Genomic DNA, 20096 nt, shown 5'->3' on the forward strand with positions numbered 1-20096 from the left:
CATGGGGAATAAAAAAATTACTGACCGTACTTTTTACGGTAATGTTTGTACCATTTAACGGCAAACATAATGACAATAGAGAACAGGATGAGCCCGATGAGGCCATAAATCCAGTCTACCGCACTTTTAAGTACTACGGTAAATACAATGGCTACGAGCAGAATGGTGGCTACTTCGTTCCACAGGCGTAATTGAAAGGAGCTGTGCTTGAATTTACCCAGCTTTAACTGCTTCATAATGTGCTGACAAATGAAATGGTAGATGAGCAGCAAAATAACAAAGCCTAACTTAACATGGAACCAAGGGGTGCTAAGCAGGTCCTGCCTCATGTAAACCATTGTTGCACCTGCCAGTACGGTAAGTACCATGGCAGGTGTGGTAATGATATTCCAAAGCTTGGCTTCTATCTTTTCGTATTCTTTTTGAAGAATATTACGTTCCAGTTCTGGCCGGTCATTAGCCTCGGTATGGTATATGAAAAGCCTAACACTATAAAACAAACCTGCCATCCAGCTTACCACAAAGATAATATGAACAGCAAGGACGTAATAATAGTATTGACCCATATTAGTATTTGAATTCTTTTACCACTTCTATCGCGTATTTTACGTGATCAAAAGGGATATCTGGCATAATACCGTGACCAAGGTTAAAGATAAATCCCTCTGTTCCGCGCATGCGCTCAAATAAACGGTAAATCTCTTTTTTGATGACCGGCTTATCGGCATACAGGATATGCGGATCAAGGTTACCTTGTACGGCAATACCCATAGGTAATGCGTTTTTGATGTTTAATAAGTCTGCATTCCAGTCTACGGAAATTACATCTGGCTTCGCCTCTGCCATCATTGGCGCAAATACCGAACTGCCTTTACAGAAAGAAATTACGGGAATGTCTTTCCTGTTCAGGTTGGCAATAATTTCCTGGATATAGCGATGAGAGAATTCGTTATAGTCGTTCCATGATAAGGCTAAGGCCCAGCTATCAAAGATCTGCACCGCATTAACGCCCGCAGCAATTTGAAGGTTTAAATAATCAGCCGTTACTTTTGCAATCTTCGCCAAAAGCTTGTGTGCAATTTCCGGATGGTTATGGATCAGGAGCTTGGTTGTTTTAAAATCTTTAGAAGAGCCGCCTTCTACCAGGTAACTCATTACGGTAAATGGTGCACCGGCAAAGCCGATTAATGGGATGCTGCCGTTTAGTCTTTGCTGAATTACTTTAATCGCATCAGCAACATATTGCAACTTGTCCAGCACGTCTACTTCTAATGCTTCAACGTCTGCTAAACTCCGTACCGGATTGGCAAACTTAGGACCAACGCCTTGGGTAAAACTGAGTTGTCCGCCCATAGCCTCTCCTGTTACCAGGATATCGCAAAATAAAATAGCGGCATCAATACCTAAAAGATCTACAGGTAACATGGTTACATCTGCAGCTATTTCTGGTGTTTTGCACATTTCAAGGAAAGAATATTTATTCTTTATTTCCCAGTATTCTGGCATAAAACGCCCGGCTTGTCTCATCATCCATACCGGCGGACGATCTGTAAGTTTTGAAAATGCTGCATCTAAAAATAACGTGTTCATCTAAATCAATTGGTTTTATAAGCTGTTCGCTTCTTTCTCTATTTTACTAATTATATCTTTTGCTTTGGGCGTAACGGCCAGTTCCTTTGCACGGGTAATATAGGCCATACTTCTTGCCTTGTCTTTTTTGCGCAGGGCGAGGTTGGCCAGGTGTATCATCACAAAGGCTTTATCATTGGTGCCTCCTAATGGAAAGCGACTTGCTATTTGGAAATGGTGTTCGGCCACATCGAACTCATTCTTTTTCAGCGCAATGTTTGCCCGCATAAACTCGTAATAGCCACGGCGCTTTTTTGCCAGTCTATCTGGGTTAGGTACCTCTGCTAAAAGGCGCTCAGTTTTCTCGTAATCTCCCCGCTGGTAATATTTTGAAGCCAGCACAATGGAACTGTGCTTAAAATGGCTCCACAAAACAAACGCAGCCAGCAGGCCTCCGAAGGCAGCTAATTGCGTCTGATTATAAAAAAGGCATACAATGGCAGCGATAACAAATACCGCCATCAGGGCATACCTGCCTTTGGCATTATACATTAATGAATATCTGTGAATTTATAACCTACGCCTCTTATAGAATGGAAGTAAACCGGGTTCTTTTGATCTGGTTCAAAGTACTTACGGAAGGTAAGGATAAAGTTGTCTATCGTTCTTGTAGATGGATAAACATCGTAGTTCCAAACTGTTTCCAATATCTGCTCACGTGATACGGCTTCGTTTTTACGTTCAATAAGTAATTTTAACAGCATGGTTTCCTTTTTTGTTAAAGGAACGATTACACCATCATCCTGTTTTAATTCAAATGAGTTGAAGTAAATGGTTTTATCGCCAATCTTATAAGAGTTCAACTCTTTCAAATCGTCTGCTTTCATGCTGCGTTTTACCAAAATACCTACCCTAAGGATCAGCTCTTCCAGGTTAAATGGTTTCACCAGGTAATCGTCCGCACCCTTCTTAAGACCCATTACACGGTCTTCGCTGGTATTTTTAGCGGTTAAAAATAAGATTGGTACTTCTGTGTTCTCTAAACGGATGGTTTCACAAACCTGGAAACCGTCCATCTCCGGAAGCATCACGTCTAATATGATCAGGTTAAAGCGTTCTTCTTTAAAAACTTTTAAAGCAGTTTTACCGTCTTTAACCGCATGTACTTTGTAACCTTCTAATTCAAGGTTTAATTTTATGGCATCCAATAAGTGGTCTTCATCTTCTACCAGTAGTATTCTTAATTTCTGTGGCATAATTAACTAAATGTAATTTCAAAAATAGCACCCTGCGGTACGTTATCTCTAACGCTGATATCAGCGTCGTGTTTTTGTAATACTTCTTTAACAATAAACAGGCCTAAACCTGTTCCCTTAGATTTCCTGACATTTTCGTCACCTACACGATAGAACTTATCGAAAATAAGCATCTTTTCATCATCAGGAATCCCCGGACCTTTGTCTGATACGGTTAGAAAAGGATGGCCATCTTTGTTTTTCAATTCCACACAAACTTCTGCACATGGCCCAGAATATTTTACTGCATTTTCAACCAGATTGGTTACTACTGACGCTAGGGTAAATGGATCACCCATTATCTTTACACCCGCTTGTATTTTTGGATTGATTACCTGCTCACAACCGCAGGAATGAATTTGAAGCCGGTCTGTTATCTTCACCACCATTTCTGAAAAGTCAAATTCCTCTTTAGGGAAAGAATAAGAACGGTTTTCTATTTTGGTAGCCAGCAACATGTTTTCAACCAAATCATCCAGCCTGTCTATATCTTTCAACGAGTTATTAAGCAAAGAGGATTGCCTGGCTTTGTCCAAATCACGTTTTATAATGGTTTGGAGGGAAAGTTTAATGGCCGCAAGCGGCGACTTTAATTCATGTGTTACAGACAGTAAAAAGTTCTGTTGCTGCTCTCTTAATTTGTCTTCCTTTTTAATGGACTTGTGTAAAAAATAGGCGCCTATGCCCAATAAGAACAGAAATACAGACCCCTCTCCCATTACCATTGCCATTCTTGAAGGCTGCAGCTTTACAACCAGCGTACCCCATGAAAACAATTGTACTACAGAGTACAAGAGCAAAAAGTAGAATATAACTATTGATTTTTTCAAGATCCTGGCTTTTACACTTTAAATATAACTATTATTTACTTAGCTCTGAACACTACATCCAGACTTTCAAATATTGCTCGCTTAGCCTTCTCCAGCTCTATTTTAGTATGTGCCGCAGAAACAAAACCTACTTCATAACCTGATGGCCCAAGGTAAATACCCCTATTTAACAGTTCCCGGTGCATCACCTTGAATTTCTCCATGCTTGCCGGGTCTATGTCTGCTGCTGTTTGGATCTTTTCTTTATTGGTAAATGCCAGCCAAAAGATAGAACCTACATGAAATACCTTTAATTTATAGTTTCTGGCTGTTGCGAAGCGTTGAATGCTTTCTGCAAATTCTGATGTTTTTGCGTTAAGATCTTTGTAAAAGCCCGACTTTAACAACTCTGTTAATTGTGCAATACCCGCAGCCATCGCTACCGGGTTACCTGATAGTGTACCCGCTTGATAAACACCTCCATCTGGAGAGATATGGGCCATGATTTCTGACGATGCACCATACATACCAACAGGTAAACCACCACCTATTATTTTACCGTAGGTAACTATGTCAGGCTTAATGCCATAATGTCCTGCTGCTCCTTCAAAGCCTAACCTGAAACCAGTAATCACTTCATCAAAAATGAGCAAAGCTCCATTTTCTTTGCATATTTTCTGTAGGAATTGAACATATTCCAGGTCCTGCATCAATAAACCGTTATTGGCCGGGATACCTTCAATAATAACGGCAGCCACCTTGTCTTTAAATTGCTCAAATGCCTCCGTTATTGCAACGGTATCATTTAAAGGAATAACAATGGTCTCTTCGGCAAAGGATTTTGGGACGCCTGCAGAGGAGGTCTCTCCAAATGTTACCAGGCCTGAACCCGCCTTTACCAGGAGCGAATCGGAGTGCCCATGGTAACAGCCTTCAAACTTAATGATCTTATCGCGACCGGTATAGCCTCTTGCAAGTCTAATTGCCGACATGACTGCTTCTGTTCCTGAACTGGTAAAGCGTATTTTTTCTACAAACTTATTGTTGCTGATGATCAGTTCTGCAAGCTCATTTTCTAAAGCAGTGGGTGCGCCAAAGCTCATCCCGTTCTGCATCACTTCTATTACCTTTTCCCTAACCTTTGCGTTGTTGTGCCCTAAAATTAGTGGCCCCCAGCTTCCGCAGAAATCAATAAACTGATTGCCATCGGCATCCCATACGTAGCAGCCATCTCCTTTTTGAATAAAAAGTGGGGTACCGTATACGGACTTAAATGCCCTTACCGGAGAGTTAACTCCTCCCGGAAAATAATTCTTAGCCTTTGCATACAATTCTGCCGACTTCTCCCGGGAGATATCAGGCTTGCTTCCCGGATTAACAGGCACCTCTCCTTCATTTCCCGAAAACATCTTTTTTAACTGCTCTAACATATTATATCCAATTCTTTTCTACCATATCCCTAATGTGATAAGTAGTTATAATACTTGCTCCGGCCCTTGCAAATGCATGCATGGTTTCCATTACCACCTTTTGTTCATCTATCCAGCCTTTTTCAGCCGCAGCTTTTACCATTGAATACTCCCCTGATACATTGTAACAGGCAATAGGTAAATCTGTTTGTTGTTTTAATCTTTGTATGATATCGAGATAGGCCAGTCCCGGTTTTACCATCAGCACATCTGCGCCTTCGGCTTCATCCAACATGGCCTCTCTAACCGCCTCATTGGGGTTCCTGAAATCCATCTGATACGCTTTCCTATCGCCTTTACTCGGGGCACAGTCGGCAGCCTCTCTAAAAGGCCCATAATACGCAGAAGCGAATTTAGTGGCATGAGACATGATGGCTGTATTGGTAAAACCTGCACCCTCCAATACGCTTCTCATGGCGCCTACCCTGCCATCCATCATATCTGAGGGGGCCAGCATATCTGCGCCTGCCTGGGCATGGGTAAGTCCCATTTTAGCAATCACTTCAACAGTTGCGTCGTTTTGCACATAATCGTTTTCCAGAATACCGCAATGGCCATGTGTAGTGTAAGAACATACGCATACATCGGTAACTACATACAGATCATCACCAAAGTTCTTCTTCAATAAACGTACTGCTGATGGCACCAGGGAATGATCATGATATGCAGATGCAGCATCTTCAGTTTTTTCATCACCCACACCAAACAGCATAATTTTGTTAACGCCCAACTTCAGTCCCATTTCCACGTCACTTAATAGCGTGTCTTCAGAAAATTGGCTGATCCCTGGCATTGATGCAATGGGGTGTGTAACATTTTTTCCGGGCACCACAAAGTAAGGGTATATAAACATATCCTTAGAAAGCCTTGTTTCTGCCACCATCTCTCTCACTAAAGGATTCTTTCTTAATCTACGCGGTCTCTGCATATTTTTAATAGGTATAATTGATAACCTGAACGTCTAACGCATTATAATTCTATACCGAAAACAGCTTCGGATAATCCAATCTCATCTGGTGAGTACGGTAAAGCATACTTTACGCCCATCTCGTCAAATTTCTTTCCGGTAGAGTTGCCAATGGCGATGACCTGCTGACCGGGATCTAAAAGATTATCGGCAAAATACGCGTCTACATTGCTTGGTGAAGTAAATATTAGAATGTCTGCAGAGGTTCTATCAATATCATCCTCCACAACAGTCTCATATATGGGTAGGTCTACCACTTTAGTATCCTCCTTTAAAGACTTCTGAATACTCAACAAGGAATCCTGAGCACGTGGAAACAATACCGTCTGACCGCCAACTAAGGCTGCAAAACCATCAGCTACTTCTTTAATATCGCCGCTTTCTCCCACATAATCTGCAAGTTCACCGTATTTTCTTAACGCATCTTCACTTCCTCTGCCCACTACACCATATTTTATTTTCTTAGACAAAGAAGGTTTCAGTTTAAAGAAATACTCCACTGCATTTCTGCTGCTAAAGAATACCCAGTCTATATTTTTAAGATAGAAAGGATCAAGCACATTTACGATAGGGAATGTCCTGATCAACGACCTGCCTTCAATTTCAATATTGTGTTTTTGCAGTGATTTTCTAAAATAATTGTGCTCGCCAATTTCTCTTGAAATAAATACCTTAGCTGGTTTTTTCCTATCGGTAGCAAACTTGGCTACTATCTTCTCCGCTACGCCTTCCAGCGTAGTTACCCTCATAAACAAGCGGTCTGGAAAATCCTCGTCCGTTTCTGCCTTTGAGGTCCATATTTCAAATTGGCCGTTCTCTTCCTTACAATAGCAGCCTAGCGGCATGTGGCAACCACCCTCAAAAAGATTAAGTACTTTACGTTCAACCGCAATTTGTTGCGCGGTTTTGGGATCATTGATCTGTTGAAGCAGTTCAAAAAGTTCTGCATCATTTTCTCTTATCTGAATGGCCAAAGCGCCCTGCGCAGGCGCAGGAACCACTTCAGTAGTATCAACAACCTCTATATGAAATTCGGAAAGGTCTATATTTAACCGGTTTACACCAGCTTTTGCAATCATAATAGCATCGTAATTCTCATCTCTGAGTTTACCAATCCTGGTAGGCACATTACCCCTCAAATCTTCAATATTCAGATCAGGACGCAAGGCAAGCAATTGTGCTTTACGCCTGTTTGAGGAGGTCCCAACCATGGCACCATTTTTTAAAGAAAGTTTTTTAGTTACGTCTACACAATCCTTAAGGATCAGCAGCAGTTCTGATGGATCTTCTCTTTCTGTAACCGCAGCAATGGTTAAACCAGTCGGGTGTACAGTAGGTAAGTCTTTGTGCGAGTGCACAGCGATATCAATTGTGACGCCTAAAAGTTCCTCTTCCAATTCTTTGGTAAAGAAGCCTTTGCCTTCCAGTTTATCCAGGCGTAGATTTAATATTTTATCACCCTGGGTTTTGATAATCTTTAAATCGGCTTCTATACCGATTTCTGCAAGTTTATCCTTAATGAAATTGGCTTGCCATAAAGCCAGGTCGCTGCCTCTTGTACCAATAGTAAGTCTTTTCACGCTAATGCTAATTTTTAGGCAAATTTAGCTATTCTTTACCAATATCTCCTTTGCCATAACCATTGGTACGCTAATACATTTTTTTTCCATGTAATTCATTACACGTTCCAGTATTAATCTTGAACTCTCGTCCATTCCATTGATCTCATCGGCAAAAATAGCATTGATAGCAGTATGCTTAATTTCCTTGATCTTTTGAGGTACGCCACTCATGGCAATCTCAATTTTACGCTGGCGAAGTACCAGTTCAAAATCTTTGATGTTCTCCTCAATAATATGCTCTGCATTTACCAGCTCGTCGTAACGTTCCTGGATGTTCTTTCGGGCAATTTCTTTTAAAGATTCTACTTCAATGTAGTGTACCGGAAACTTGGTTAGTATCTCAGGAGCGGTATCATTTGGAATAGCCAAATCCACTATTACTTTTTTACCGGTATCACCATTTAACAATTTGGTATATATTTCCTCTGTAATGATAGGCTCAGTAGCGCCTGTACAGGTAATGATCACATCAAAGCCTTCAATAAAATTTTCCAGTTCTGTTAGCGGGTAAGCCGTGCCGTTCAATTCTTTGGCAAGGTGCACTGCGTTTTCCAGTGTCCTGTTAAAAACAGAGAAGTTAGAGTATTTATGTTTTTTAAGGTATTGCGCAATGTTCTTATTGGTCTCTCCGGCGCCGATGATCAACAGCCTTGAATTGGCACACATCTTTAGGTCACGAAGTTTGCGGTAAGCAAGGGATACAATGGATACGGGGTTCTTAGAAATATTGGTATTCGTGTAAACCTCTTTTGCGGTTTTAACTACACGGTTCATGATCATCCGCATGTAATCTCCAGTGAAACCGGCAACCCTGCATGCCTCATAGGCTCTGCGCAACTGTGCGAGGATTTCCTTCTCGCCAACTACCAGACTTTCCAATGAGCAAGAAGTACGCAATAAATGATTAAAGGCCTCAACCTGTTCGTATACAGAAACGTTATCTATAAATTGATCCATGTATTGTTCTGGTAAACCCATATCCAATACAGTAAGAAAATGCCTGATAAAGTCTTTATCGATATGGGCTCCGCAGGTAAAAACAAACTCTACCCGGTTGCAGGTACCCACATAGAAGATCTCCTTAACGCCAAGTTCAGTTTGAATATTCCTCAACCTGTCATCAAGCGTCTGCTCACAAATAACCAGCTTTCCTAAAGATTTTAGGTCTATCTGTTTATGTGTGAAAGCAATGATCTTTAAGTATTCCAATTTTGTTGACCGATTTATTTTTAGTGTAACAAAAGTAACAACACGACGTTGTACCACTGTCATTACCCTGTAATTAAGAACTATTTAGAAAGACTTTAAATAATGACACAATTAAGTATGGTTATGCCCAAGCAAATTTAAACAAGAACGGTCAATTTTTGTTATATTGGAATATCAACACCATTAAAAAATATGATACAAAAAAAGGAGTTTTCATTAGCAGGGGCCGAAGGGAAGGTGATTTATGGCGACTATACATCTGCCGACACAGGTTCAAATATTCCAACTGTTGTATTTGTACATGGGTTTAAGGGTTTTAAAGATTGGGGGGCGCATAACGTAATGGCTGAATTTTTTGCCCTTAATGGTTTCAGATATTTAAAATTCAACTTCTCTCATGGCGGTGTGACTGCCGAGAAGCGTAATGATGTTACTGATTTGGACAGCTTTGCCGCTAATACGGTAAGTAAAGAGCTGTACGACCTCAATGCGGTAATTGACTATACTGAAAATACATTTCTTTCTTCTCCAATATTTTTGATTGGCCATAGTCGCGGCGGCGGATTGGTGATCATTAAAGCTGCAACTGATGAGCGGGTTAAGAAACTCGTAACCTGGTCTTCCATTGCTGATTTCAGCAGTCTTTGGAAAAAAGCACAGGAAGAGGAATGGATTAAAACAGGACAGATCTTTGTAGAGAATGCTAGAACTAAAGAAAAAATGCCTTTGAACAGCACATTGTTAACTGACGTTCACGAGCATACAAATAAATTCAATATTCTTAAAGCAGCCAGGAAAATTGAAATCCCTTGGCTGATACTGCATGGCGATAGTGATGTAAATGTAGAGTTTACAGTTGCCCAGCAACTGGCTCAACAGCAAGTTAATGCAGAGATCCAGATCATTAAAGGGGCTAATCATGTTTATGGTGCCTCACACCCATACGTGCCTGCAGAACTGCCTGAACAGCTCCAGCAGGTGGCTGATAAAACCTTAAATTTCTTTAAAAAGGGTAATTAAGCTACAGTGCTTTTACTACAATGTTATCCATAGTGGCTAAAGCATTGTATGTTCTTAAACCGATATTACCTGTTTTATATTCTGAATCAATAGCCGTAAGCAATGGCTTTTCACTACCATTTATAAACACAGAAATGTTGTTTCCAACCGCGCGTACTTTGACGGTATATTTTTCATTCAATTTAACAGGGTATTTTACTTCATTGATCACTATCCATTTCATATTGCTGGATTTACCCAATTGCACCAACCCACTTCCCGGATTTAGACCAACGTAATAGCCTTCGTATGCTTCTGATCCTATTGCCGGTTTGTCTACCCTAAATAACATACCGGCATCGCCGGCAGCAGTAACGGTTACGTCAGCACTGTATACAAAATCTGTAAATTTAGTTGCAGAGGCAATCACTTTTGAACCCTGGTTGCCCGAGTTGTTGTTTCCGTTTGATGCGCAATGGATTGAATTGTCTTTATAGAACCATCCTCCTCCATAGATTACCCACCCTTCTGCGGTATTATCATTAAATCGCTCAGTGTATACCTTATTAATTTTTGAAGGTGTACCAATTGTTGGAAATACACTTAAGCGGATATTTTCTGATCCATAGGGAACCAGTAAAATTTCTTCCGTTTTTGCTCCAGAAGCAAGCGGACTAAAAGGAACATCAAATGCAGCCATCTTACTATAATCCATTCCCCAATTAGCAATCTGTTTTGCCTTAACTTTTAACTGTATCGGTGTTTCTTCTTGTATAAATGGGTTTTGCGGCATTTGCTTCTTTACCACTGTAAATTGATCATTAAGTTTCCCGTTACCAATTAACAGCCCATAGTTCCATGGGGATGCCGGAGTGATCTCTGTCTCATAAAATCCTTTAACCGCAAATTCTTTAACATTTTTTACAGAAGGCTTTATTTTTAAGGCATAAACCAGAGGGCCTCTTTCTATGCTTACTGCGTTGTTTACCTGCTTTGAGGTAGAGATATTCATTGGAAAATTCAGTACAACTTTATCATTATTAGCCCAGTTTCTTGTAATGGTATACAGTTCTGCTGATTTTACACCGGCCATCAATTTACCATTTACCAGCACCTCAGGCTGTGCGCACCAGCCAGGGATCCTGAACTGCAGTGGGAAATTGGCTTGCTGAGCAATGGAAACAGTAATCCTGATCTGCTCTTCAAATGGATAATTGGTATCCTCTGTAAGCTTTACCTTTGTGCCTGATCCAACTATTGCCGAAATTTCCATAGGGCCATAGGTATTTAAAGCCAATCCTCCTATTGGGGTAGCCAAACAGCTGTTTTTAACAAAATAAGGCCAGCCCATGTGCATGTTATACCTACAGCAGGGAAATCCAGAATAAGGACTAAGCACTATTCCTGAAGAATAATCCTGGTTAAATCCGTGGCCTCCGGGTAAACTTTGTACCTGATTGGGAAGGGTATAATAAGAATGACTTTTTAAGTCTCTGCTAAACTGGGCAGGCAATGCATTAAACGCCACCTTTTCCAGCTGATCTCCAAGGCTTGCGTTATGGATAATTCTTGATGCGGTTTCCAAACTCTGCATCCACTCCACAACAGTGCAAGTCTCTACTCCTTGGATGGAACTATTGCCGGATAGGAATTCAGTACCCGCCGATAAGCCTGTTGGCTGACCATGATCATGCACAAGGTGGTTTATTCCGTTTTGCATGGCATTGGTATTGACTGAGGATGAGTTGATTTGAGAATAGACTGCAGGGAACTTTAATGCCTGTGCCACATTAACCATGTGCTTTGGCTGGTAATCATCTCCATAATAAAAGAACTGATTTTTGTTATAGATATCTATCCAGGGATAGGCTTGTTCTTTCAATTTAGCCGCTAGTTCAAGCAGGTATTTTTCGCCTGTCTTATTATATACCCATAAAACCAGCTCCATATTATCGCCCGCCCTTGATTTGCCCCAGCTATCTAAAGGGTCTTTATCCAGGTTTGCTAACTGGTATTTAAAATATTTTGCAAGGAATGGAATAACTCGTTTGTCATTAGTGGCTTCGTAATAACTCTGCAATGCATACATAAATGGCATTCTAGGCCACCAGTCTTTCATCTTAAGCGGACCAAACAATCCGCTTTCCTGCTGATGGTCGAGTGTATAATCTATCCATTTCTTCGCCTTACCTTTCAATTCAGGATCATCAAGTGTGTAAGCAAGTGCAACCAGCCCCTTAACATAATAAGGTACCTTTTCCCAGCTGCTTCCTGTACCTCCCAGCCAGTCGGAGTTCTTGCCTAAGTTTTCAGCTTCTGGGTAAAGCTCTTCTGCATTGCCGGTAAAACCGTCTTTTTGTAGTTCAAGTTGCTTTAACAACCAACCTTTTGCTTTGATGCTTCCTAATGGAAGTTGCACGTATACATCCTGCTTTAAAGGAGCCAGATTGAAATTGTAAGGTTTTGGGCGCTGCGCCTGAAGATGGCCTGCATAGAAAAGGCAAGAAAATACAAGAATGAAGGTATTGATAGATCTCATAATAAATGGCTAAACGATAAAGGTATTCAAAAAATATATAATCTTATCGCTCATTTCTTAGCTTATCGCGGTGTTTTGTACCCCAAACTGCCAGAGATTGTAAGACATCTCCTAAAGTATCTGCATATGGAGTTAGCTGATATTCAACAACTACTGGACTCTGGGTATGCACAATTCGCTTTACAAAACCGTTTAATTCCAATTCTTTTAATTCGCTTGATAAAACACGTGCGGAAATGCCTTGAACCATTCGTTGAATTTCGTTAAACCTCATACTCCCCTCCCTTAATGCTGCAATTACACGCAGCTTCCATTTCCCCCCAATTACATACAGGGCATCGCCGATTGGCACAAGAAAGGCATTACACTCTGGCCTGATGCCAATTACTTCATTACTCATAAAACATTGATTAACAATTAACTAATTAAAAGGTTAGCACTAACCTTTTGTATACTACTAACGTTTAATAACCAAATATAACTAGTATTGTCGGGTCATTAATAATGACCCGACAATTAAAAATAAATTATTAAAGAGATGAAAAAGATACTTCATATTATTTCAAGCCCCCGGGGTAATGCATCCCTGAGCATTAAATTAGGAAATGCAATTGTTGAAAAAATCCAATCCAGCTATCCTGGCAGCATAGTAAAGGAGAAAAACCTGGTAGAAAATCAGTTTCCTCATCTTGAGGAGTCGCACATCACTTCTTTCTTTACTCCTGCAGAAAGTAGAACACCAGAAAATTTATTGGCCATTAAACATTCTGATGAAGCGATCTCGGAAATAAAAGATGCAGATATTATTGTTATTGGAGCACCCATGTATAATTTCAGCATACATTCTACCTTAAAAGCCTGGTTAGATCATGTTGTAAGGGCAGGGGTTACTTTTAAGTATGATCAGAATGGACCACAGGGTTTAATTAAAGAAAAAACGCTTTACATAGCGATCTCTTCTGGAGGAATTTATACTGAAGGGCCTATGAAACCGATGGACTTTATCGAGCCGTACTTGCGAACAGTATTGGGATTTCTAGGTATGACCGACATCACTTTCTTTCGAGTAGAAGGCACTAATATTCCTGAATTAAAAGACGCCGCTCTGGAAAAAGGCATTAGCAGCATCACTATCAAGTAAAAGAAACTGGCTGGTCTTAATTGTTACAGGACAGCCAGTTTCTTGATAACTACTTTTTCAATTTAAACATTTGCTTAATGTTCACAGCAGGCATTTCAACCGCTGTAGAATCAGAGAAACTTCCCGAACAGTTGTTGATTTGAATGTCCGAAATCTTAACCTTTGATTTTCCTGTTGTATTCAAAGTAAGGTTCTTGATTACTTTATCCGGCTGATCTCCATCGTCTCCGTTGATCTCAATTTCTGAATTACCTTCGGTACTGATGTTCAGGTTATCCATATTGCTAGAGCGAGTTGTAAGATTTGTGTTTTTCAGTTTAAGGGTAGCTGACACTACGTTACTGTTTTCCATTCCAAAGCCCTTCACATCAACAATGTTCGCATTTAGGTTTTTAATCAATGCATCCCCATCTATCCAGGCCGATTCGCTTTTGGTTACATTAAATTCAAGCGAATCCAGTTTAGCACTTAGGTTTATACTTCGGGCATTATCTATATTTAATCGCTTAAAGCTAGGTGCGTAAATTATAATCCTTCTATAATCATCTTCTACATTACTTGGTTTTTTGATAATGATTTGCAAAACACCTTGCGCATCAACAACAGCTGTAACCAAATCTCTCGCTTTTTCAGGAATTTTGATGCCATATTTATCATCCTTTATCAGTTTTACAACCAGCGCCAGCCGGTCTGCCCCTTCGATGTGTATTGCACTAAATTGCTTAGGAAATGATACAGCCACCATTTCCCTTGATGGATCATCGAAAGACTCCTTCACATTTACATCAGTGTGTAGATTATCTCCTTCAACCATATAAACTCTCGAGAACACCGCCATCGCTAAAATAGGCAGTAATATCAATGTTAGTCCAAATGCTATTAATAATTTATTACTCTTTTTCATGTTCTAAGTATTAAAAGTTTCTTTAACAAAGGCATCATAACGATTTTGCAATTCGTCAAACCCGATGTTCAATAAATAAATGTTTCTAAAAACCACAGGTAGCTCATCGTCCATAAACTGAACCTTCCTGTAGGCTTTAACATTAGCAATTGCATCTTCATTTACAAAAAAACCAATACCTCTTTTGTTGCTAATTATATTTTTAGTTTGCAGCATTTCGTAGGTGCGCATTACCGTGTTTGGATTCACTTCCAGCTCCACTGCCATCTCTCTTACCGAAGGGATTTTCTCTTCCGATTTCCATTTGGACAGAAGAATGCGCTCGCAAACATAATCTGCAATTTGAAGGTATATCGCCTTATTATCTCTAAATTCCATATCTATACCTGTTAAAATTATACCTCTTTTTCTTTAAGTCGCACATAGGTAATTACGCAAAATATCATTGTAAGTACCGATATAAAAAGCGCAAACAACCAAAGTGCTAAATCTTTATCAGGCCCATGACTAAATACAGAATCTTGCTTATTATGTCTACCTCGAGCAAGAAACTCAATAGTATTTATTACAATATAGCCCCAGATTCCTGAAAATATCATCACAGAAATAGCTGTTTTAATGTAGTGAAATTTATTGAAATAGATAGATCCTAGTAAGAAAACTGAAGTCACGAAGAACGGTAGTACCAACAATTGCGGATACAAATTTTCCCTATTGGCGTTGAAGAAATAATCAACATTATCTTTTACTACAGTAAATTTACCTCGGGAGTCATCAAAGGATGTTGAAGTAGCTATGCTGCTATAAATAGTTCTCAACTTGGTTACAAAACCCAAATCTGTTAAATAAAATATGGCTACATAGCTAGCAACTGCCAGTATTGCCGTAAAGAATATAGCGGCAACAAACTTCTCAAATGTAGAAGCAGGGATTAGCAGATCAATTACTGTTTTAGCTTTCTGACCAAAATGCGCAAAGTAATTACTTGCAATTACACTGATGAATAAAAACCCGAAAATTAAAAATAGGGGTTCTCTAAAATTCAGCCTGATATCATAAGACGGTACTTCTTTAAAAGATGGCCATATCGCTATGGTATAAAAAGTTGCAATAACCCCAAAAGCAACGCCCAGGGTAATCAGATAAATCCTCCCAAATTCCAGCCACTGTCTTTTAAGCAGTAGACCAAAACGTTGTATATTAAATGTATTGTTCATATCTCTCGTGTTAATTAAATACAGTTTTTAGTTTGATTTTTTCTGTAAGCATCGCATTGAACAGCAATTCCATGTCCAGCTTACTGTCTTCATGATGATAGTTTGGAGTAACCGCGTTATAACCTGACAACGAGGGTTCAGCATATATTACCGTCTCGTCAAGTTCTGTCATGCGCTTAAAGCAAAGCTTACTGGTGATCTCCTCAATTGAGGCTTTTAATGCTACGGCATTTTCATCCAACATAATTACCGTATCAATCAGGTTGTCCAAATCTCTAACCTGATGGGTAGAAATAATGATACAGCGATCTTCAGTTAGTGCCGCAGCCATAATTTTACGGAACTGCGCTTTAGACGGAATGTCCAAGCCATTAGTAGGTTCATCCATAATGATCAGCTTAGCCTGTGTTGCCAGTCCGAACGCAATAATGAGTTTCTTTTTTTGTCCATAGCTCATGTTGACTAGCTTCTGTGCAACCGGAATATCAAACTCAGCAAGAAGATCGTTGAAATACTGATGATCAAAGTCCGGATAAAACGGGGCATTTGCTTTTACGTACGCATCAATTTTTACGGAGGGCAAGTGGAATTCTTCGGGAATGAAGCAAATCTGCATTAGTAATGATGGCTGCCGCTTCGCGGGATTAAATCCCATTACCTCAATACTGCCGCTATGCGCATAGACTAGCCCGGCAAGGTTTTTCAATAAACTTGATTTACCTGCACCATTTTTTCCAAGTAGCCCATAGATGTGGCCTGCTTTTAATTGCATGCTCAGATTTTTAAAGAGCAAGTCCTTTTTGGTATAACCAAAGTTTAGGTCGTTAATTTTAATCATACTCTACTGTATTAGTTAAATAATACACTAAAGTATAATGTTATTCTCACACTACCAAATTATTTTGAGAAAAAGATCTAACTACAAGAAATAGTTGCTATCAGGCATACTTTACATAATCTTTTTGATATAACTATACTGTGTTGTGCGATTAAGATGTGATCGCATATTTAAGCTGATAGATAGATTGCTATTTGGTTGATCGCCCAGGTAAACTACTAAGAAATGATTTTGTTTTATATGAGTTGCATATAACTTTGCAGTATTTCTGGGTGTTTTCGGCCTTCTAGGGGTATGTTCTGGGTGAATACACCGAGCCAACACCCATCAAACACCCAGAACACACCCATTAAACACCGATTTTTATGCATTTCATATCGAAGTGTCCTATACTTTTTTAATCGCAAAACACATCAACTCTATAAATTCGTACCAGTTGGAAAAACAACTGGTACTATGTAGACGTTACATAAGTTACCTAAACAAGAAGACAATGCTTAAATGGACTGATGTAATTAAATATGCAGATCAGGGCAACCCTGCTCCTGATGAAACTATTTTAAAATCCGAGCAGGAGTGGCAGTCACAACTGTCTGATGAGGAATTCCGAATCACTCGCTTAAAGGGGACGGAGCGTGCACACAGTTCTGAAATGTGCAGTCTATTTGAACCCGGATTATATGCCTGTGTTTGCTGTGACACCTTATTGTTTGACGGACAGCAAAAATTTGAATCTGGAACAGGATGGCCATCATTTACACAGCCAGTTAAGCATAATTCAGTTGCTTACCATTCAGACAATGCGTACGGAATGAGAAGGATTGAGGCACTTTGCAACACTTGTCAGGCACATCTTGGTTATGTATTTCCTGATGGACCTGCTCCCAGCGGTTTGCGATATTGCATGAATGCAGTATCATTAAAAAAGGTTGAAAATTAATTTACATATTCACTATTATGAAGCAACGATAAATCTATGCTTTTATAAATACCGTAAATGAGGATATGAAAGTGATAGCTATTTTGATGTTTATGGTGCTTACCAATGTACCAACTACAAAAAACATTCCTGTACCTAGTGTTGATCTCAAGAAATATGCAGGCACATGGTATTCGTTATATTCCATCCCAACTCCATTTGATAAGGGAAGTAGAGAAACAACAACACATTATAAGCTAAATGACGAAGGATACTTCAATGTATTAACTACCTACAAAAAAACAGGAAGCGAAGAAGTACACAACTATAAATCAAAGATATTCCCCGATGAAGACGGTCATGGATCATCTTTAAAAGCACAATTTATATGGCCAATTAAAATTGCTTATTGGATTATTGATATCGCTGACGACTATTCCTATGTTGTTGTAGGTCACCCTGATCATAAATTCCTTTTCATTATGAGCAGATCAAATAAGCTACCTAAGAAAACCTATGAAGAAATCCTGCAGCGCTGCAAGGCAAAAGGATATGATATCAGTAAACTTACTTCCCAGCAACATTCTTAACTAGTCGGATCACATTACCCCCACCAGCTGCAAGATCGATGGTAACAATATCTTCTTTTTTATAGATTAGGCTTGTTTTACTAAGTTGATTTGGAAATTCTTCTGAATCCGCTACATCACTATATACATCCGCACTATAATCTCCGGAAGACAAAAAGCTAAGCGGAACCTGCAGTGTTCTGCGCTTACTGTTGTTAATAGTACCGATGTACCAGTCGCTGCCATGCAGGCGTGCTATAGTTAGAAATCCATCTAACTCGGCATTAATTACCTTTGTTTCATCCCAGGTTGTAGGCACTTTTTGCAGAAAATCAAAGCCTGCCTGTCCCTCATAAGCATCGGGGTAATCTGCAACCATATTTAAGTAACTTTCCAAAACAACATACATAGCCAGCATATGTGTACGAGTACCGATCATTAATGGCCTGATATACTTCGGCTTGAATTGGTTAGGTTTTACCGCCCTGAATCCACCCAAGTGGTAATCGCTGGCACCAGCTATCATTCGTGTAAAAGCAATATCAAGGTCGTGCTCTGGAGTAAGCGGATTTTGTAACCATTTATTCTGCTCATAATTAAATGTACCCTCTCTTGTAAATTCGTTTGGATAGGTGCGGTTCATCCCAGTAGGTTTGTAAGCACCATGAAACTGAATAAACAAATGATGGGCTGCTGCTCTTTCCAAAATCTCTTCCTGAATTTTTACCATTTCCTGATCGCTCCTATCCAGAAAATCTACCATCATTCCCTTTACACCCCACTTTTCAAATTGTGTAAATGCAGCTTCCAGTTGAGGATATAAAGCCATCCAGTTTACCCATACATGTATCGCTACTCCTTTTTCCTTCGCGTAGTCACAAACCTTTTGCATATCAAGCATAGGAACAGGTTTCGTAACGTCAGCATAGGTTCCTTTTTCTGCATAACTTGTCCAGTTGTTACTGTACCAGGCGAAGCCTCCATATCCAATCACAGAATGGTATTCAATATGATTCCTGGCACAAAAATCTATATAGTACTTATTCGTTTCAAAGTTAACTCCAGGTGCAAATGTCGAATCTGGAACAACATCCCCATTCCACCAATGAAAAGACGTTTTACCTGGCTTTAACCAGGATATGTCTTTGATCTTGCTGGGGTCATTCAAGTTGGTCAGGATATTAGATTCTAAAAAGGTACCGGGCTTATCACTAATCATCATGACCCGCCATGGGGTTTGATGTGGTAAAATGGCCTTCACTTTTATTTCTTGCTGACCTAGCATTGGTGTTAGCTGACTCCTTAGTACTCCTTTGTCCTTAATCAGGTACATACCCGCATAATCTCGCAAACTGGCCTCAGTGATTGCCATATAGGTCTTATCAGGAAATTCAAACAAAGCGGGAACATCCATGAGCACATTTTCCTGCAAGGCACTGAGCTTCATTTTCTGGTAAAGACCTTCGTGACTATTGTTGTAATTATTACCAAATAGTAAAGTCCTCACTTTAGGGCCTCCAGCCAGATTAAATGTACTGCGCTCTTCTGTCAATGTATATTCCGCCCAATTTTGTTGTTTGGGAAACTCATAGCGAAAAGCAACACCATCATTAAATACCTTCACAACAATATTAATTTGTCTTTTCGGTGCTTCACCTTCTGTTAGAGAAATCGTGAGCTGCCTTGCTTTACTGTATACGTTCTTAGCTTTACCAATAGGCAGCTGGTAGTTATCTTCCACATTTTTAGAGACGGATTTCGTTAAAACAAGATTACTTGAAAATTTACCTGTTTCTTTAAAATCAAATGAAAGCTCAGAACGGTTTACCATTGCTTTCCCTTTATAAGTCACCATATAGCTGGGCATCGTTTTATCCAGGGTAAATAAGAATGCAATTTGTCCATCAGGCGATTTCAGGCTCAGCCTCTTCTGCGCAAAGCCACTCGTTTTTATAAGTAAAAAAGAGATTAATAAGATAACTTTAAAAGTATTCATTCAAGTATTTTAATATTTGGTTAGCTCAGTGTGT

At 39.7% G+C, this 20096-nt stretch carries 20 protein-coding genes; 4 read left to right on the plus strand and 16 right to left on the minus strand.

From position 1 onward, the window contains the following. Positions 1-17: 17 nt before the first annotated feature. From hemJ to hemA, 9 genes are read right to left on the minus strand one after another with little or no spacing between them, the layout of a single operon-like run. Complete coding sequence (hemJ, locus tag ACVWYN_RS17420; protein WP_457290166.1) at positions 18-566, minus strand: protoporphyrinogen oxidase HemJ; 549 nt, start codon at positions 564-566, stop codon at positions 18-20. Between the two features lies 1 nt (position 567). Further along, positions 568-1590, minus strand: coding sequence for a uroporphyrinogen decarboxylase (hemE, locus tag ACVWYN_RS17425; protein ID WP_457290167.1), 1023 nt, complete (start codon positions 1588-1590; stop codon positions 568-570). A 15-nt stretch (positions 1591-1605) separates the two neighbouring features. Next, positions 1606-2121 carry a hypothetical protein gene (locus ACVWYN_RS17430; RefSeq protein ID WP_457290168.1) on the minus strand — a complete coding sequence of 172 codons (516 nt, stop codon included), beginning with the start codon at positions 2119-2121 and terminating at the stop codon, positions 1606-1608. Continuing rightward, complete coding sequence (locus ACVWYN_RS17435) at positions 2121-2825, minus strand: response regulator transcription factor (protein WP_108203296.1); 705 nt, start codon at positions 2823-2825, stop codon at positions 2121-2123. The genes ACVWYN_RS17430 and ACVWYN_RS17435 overlap by 1 nt, the downstream gene beginning before the upstream one ends. Before the next feature lie 2 nt (positions 2826-2827). Next, complete coding sequence (locus tag ACVWYN_RS17440) at positions 2828-3694, minus strand: sensor histidine kinase (RefSeq protein ID WP_457290169.1); 867 nt, start codon at positions 3692-3694, stop codon at positions 2828-2830. A 35-nt stretch (positions 3695-3729) separates the two neighbouring features. Then, a complete protein-coding gene (hemL, locus tag ACVWYN_RS17445; RefSeq protein ID WP_457290170.1) occupies positions 3730-5103 on the minus strand; it encodes a glutamate-1-semialdehyde 2,1-aminomutase in 1374 nt (457 codons plus the stop codon). A 1-nt stretch (position 5104) separates the two neighbouring features. Then, positions 5105-6070 carry a porphobilinogen synthase gene (gene hemB / locus ACVWYN_RS17450; protein WP_457290171.1) on the minus strand — a complete coding sequence of 322 codons (966 nt, stop codon included), beginning with the start codon at positions 6068-6070 and terminating at the stop codon, positions 5105-5107. A gap of 41 nt (positions 6071-6111) precedes the next feature. Further along, a complete protein-coding gene (hemC, locus tag ACVWYN_RS17455; protein WP_457290172.1) occupies positions 6112-7689 on the minus strand; it encodes a hydroxymethylbilane synthase in 1578 nt (525 codons plus the stop codon). A gap of 24 nt (positions 7690-7713) precedes the next feature. Then, positions 7714-8940 carry a glutamyl-tRNA reductase gene (hemA, locus tag ACVWYN_RS17460; RefSeq protein WP_457290202.1) on the minus strand — a complete coding sequence of 409 codons (1227 nt, stop codon included), beginning with the start codon at positions 8938-8940 and terminating at the stop codon, positions 7714-7716. A 192-nt stretch (positions 8941-9132) separates the two neighbouring features. Between hemA and ACVWYN_RS17465 the strand changes: the two genes are divergently transcribed. After that, positions 9133-9960 (plus strand): alpha/beta hydrolase family protein, encoded by an 828-nt coding sequence (locus tag ACVWYN_RS17465; RefSeq protein WP_457290173.1) that lies wholly within the window; start codon positions 9133-9135, stop codon positions 9958-9960. 1 nt (position 9961) lies between these two features. On the opposite strand, the gene ACVWYN_RS17470 is transcribed toward ACVWYN_RS17465, so the two are convergent. Both ACVWYN_RS17470 and ACVWYN_RS17475 read right to left on the minus strand, forming a co-directional pair. Beyond that, positions 9962-12478: a beta-L-arabinofuranosidase domain-containing protein gene (locus tag ACVWYN_RS17470; protein ID WP_457290174.1), complete on the minus strand. Its 2517-nt coding sequence runs from the start codon at positions 12476-12478 to the stop codon at positions 9962-9964. A 43-nt stretch (positions 12479-12521) separates the two neighbouring features. Continuing rightward, complete coding sequence (locus ACVWYN_RS17475) at positions 12522-12878, minus strand: winged helix-turn-helix transcriptional regulator (protein WP_457290175.1); 357 nt, start codon at positions 12876-12878, stop codon at positions 12522-12524. A gap of 138 nt (positions 12879-13016) precedes the next feature. On the opposite strand from ACVWYN_RS17475, the gene ACVWYN_RS17480 reads away from it, so the two are divergent. Then, a complete protein-coding gene (locus ACVWYN_RS17480; RefSeq protein ID WP_457290176.1) occupies positions 13017-13619 on the plus strand; it encodes an FMN-dependent NADH-azoreductase in 603 nt (200 codons plus the stop codon). A 49-nt stretch (positions 13620-13668) separates the two neighbouring features. Here ACVWYN_RS17480 and ACVWYN_RS17485 read toward each other — a convergent pair whose 3' ends face one another. From ACVWYN_RS17485 to ACVWYN_RS17500, 4 genes are read right to left on the minus strand one after another with little or no spacing between them, the layout of a single operon-like run. Further along, positions 13669-14523 carry a GIN domain-containing protein gene (locus ACVWYN_RS17485; protein WP_457290177.1) on the minus strand — a complete coding sequence of 285 codons (855 nt, stop codon included), beginning with the start codon at positions 14521-14523 and terminating at the stop codon, positions 13669-13671. A gap of 3 nt (positions 14524-14526) precedes the next feature. Next, positions 14527-14901 carry a GntR family transcriptional regulator gene (locus ACVWYN_RS17490; RefSeq protein WP_457290178.1) on the minus strand — a complete coding sequence of 125 codons (375 nt, stop codon included), beginning with the start codon at positions 14899-14901 and terminating at the stop codon, positions 14527-14529. Between the two features lie 17 nt (positions 14902-14918). After that, positions 14919-15740 carry a hypothetical protein gene (locus ACVWYN_RS17495; protein ID WP_457290179.1) on the minus strand — a complete coding sequence of 274 codons (822 nt, stop codon included), beginning with the start codon at positions 15738-15740 and terminating at the stop codon, positions 14919-14921. Between the two features lie 10 nt (positions 15741-15750). Further along, on the minus strand, positions 15751-16578 hold the full coding sequence (locus tag ACVWYN_RS17500; protein ID WP_457290180.1) for an ABC transporter ATP-binding protein: 828 nt from the start codon (positions 16576-16578) through the stop codon (positions 15751-15753). A gap of 493 nt (positions 16579-17071) precedes the next feature. Here ACVWYN_RS17500 and msrB point away from each other — a divergent pair, with 493 nt between their 5' ends. Together msrB and ACVWYN_RS17510 are read left to right on the plus strand one after the other, a co-directional pair. After that, a complete protein-coding gene (gene msrB / locus ACVWYN_RS17505; RefSeq protein WP_457290181.1) occupies positions 17072-17518 on the plus strand; it encodes a peptide-methionine (R)-S-oxide reductase MsrB in 447 nt (148 codons plus the stop codon). Between the two features lie 65 nt (positions 17519-17583). Further along, entirely contained in the window at positions 17584-18087 is a 504-nt protein-coding gene (locus ACVWYN_RS17510; protein WP_457290182.1) for a lipocalin family protein, read from the plus strand. On the opposite strand, the gene ACVWYN_RS17515 is transcribed toward ACVWYN_RS17510, so the two are convergent. Further along, positions 18065-20062 (minus strand): glycoside hydrolase family 97 protein, encoded by a 1998-nt coding sequence (locus tag ACVWYN_RS17515; RefSeq protein ID WP_457290183.1) that lies wholly within the window; start codon positions 20060-20062, stop codon positions 18065-18067. The two genes, ACVWYN_RS17510 and ACVWYN_RS17515, sit on opposite strands and share 23 nt — an antisense overlap. Positions 20063-20096: the final 34 nt, after the last annotated feature.

This window comes from Pedobacter sp. UYP24 (assembly GCF_054057295.1).

Coding starts and splice junctions, on each gene's coding strand:
- hemJ (WP_457290166.1), bottom strand. CDS start 566: ATGGGTCAATACTATTATTACGTCCTTGCTGTTCATATTATCTTTGTG.
- hemE (WP_457290167.1), bottom strand. CDS start 1,590: ATGAACACGTTATTTTTAGATGCAGCATTTTCAAAACTTACAGATCGT.
- ACVWYN_RS17430 (WP_457290168.1), bottom strand. CDS start 2,121: ATGTATAATGCCAAAGGCAGGTATGCCCTGATGGCGGTATTTGTTATC.
- ACVWYN_RS17435 (WP_108203296.1), bottom strand. CDS start 2,825: ATGCCACAGAAATTAAGAATACTACTGGTAGAAGATGAAGACCACTTA.
- hemL (WP_457290170.1), bottom strand. CDS start 5,103: ATGTTAGAGCAGTTAAAAAAGATGTTTTCGGGAAATGAAGGAGAGGTG.
- hemB (WP_457290171.1), bottom strand. CDS start 6,070: ATGCAGAGACCGCGTAGATTAAGAAAGAATCCTTTAGTGAGAGAGATG.
- ACVWYN_RS17465 (WP_457290173.1), top strand. CDS start 9,133: ATGATACAAAAAAAGGAGTTTTCATTAGCAGGGGCCGAAGGGAAGGTG.
- ACVWYN_RS17470 (WP_457290174.1), bottom strand. CDS start 12,478: ATGAGATCTATCAATACCTTCATTCTTGTATTTTCTTGCCTTTTCTAT.
- ACVWYN_RS17475 (WP_457290175.1), bottom strand. CDS start 12,878: ATGAGTAATGAAGTAATTGGCATCAGGCCAGAGTGTAATGCCTTTCTT.
- ACVWYN_RS17480 (WP_457290176.1), top strand. CDS start 13,017: ATGAAAAAGATACTTCATATTATTTCAAGCCCCCGGGGTAATGCATCC.
- ACVWYN_RS17485 (WP_457290177.1), bottom strand. CDS start 14,523: ATGAAAAAGAGTAATAAATTATTAATAGCATTTGGACTAACATTGATA.
- ACVWYN_RS17490 (WP_457290178.1), bottom strand. CDS start 14,901: ATGGAATTTAGAGATAATAAGGCGATATACCTTCAAATTGCAGATTAT.
- ACVWYN_RS17495 (WP_457290179.1), bottom strand. CDS start 15,740: ATGAACAATACATTTAATATACAACGTTTTGGTCTACTGCTTAAAAGA.
- ACVWYN_RS17500 (WP_457290180.1), bottom strand. CDS start 16,578: ATGATTAAAATTAACGACCTAAACTTTGGTTATACCAAAAAGGACTTG.
- msrB (WP_457290181.1), top strand. CDS start 17,072: ATGCTTAAATGGACTGATGTAATTAAATATGCAGATCAGGGCAACCCT.
- ACVWYN_RS17510 (WP_457290182.1), top strand. CDS start 17,584: ATGAAAGTGATAGCTATTTTGATGTTTATGGTGCTTACCAATGTACCA.
- ACVWYN_RS17515 (WP_457290183.1), bottom strand. CDS start 20,062: ATGAATACTTTTAAAGTTATCTTATTAATCTCTTTTTTACTTATAAAA.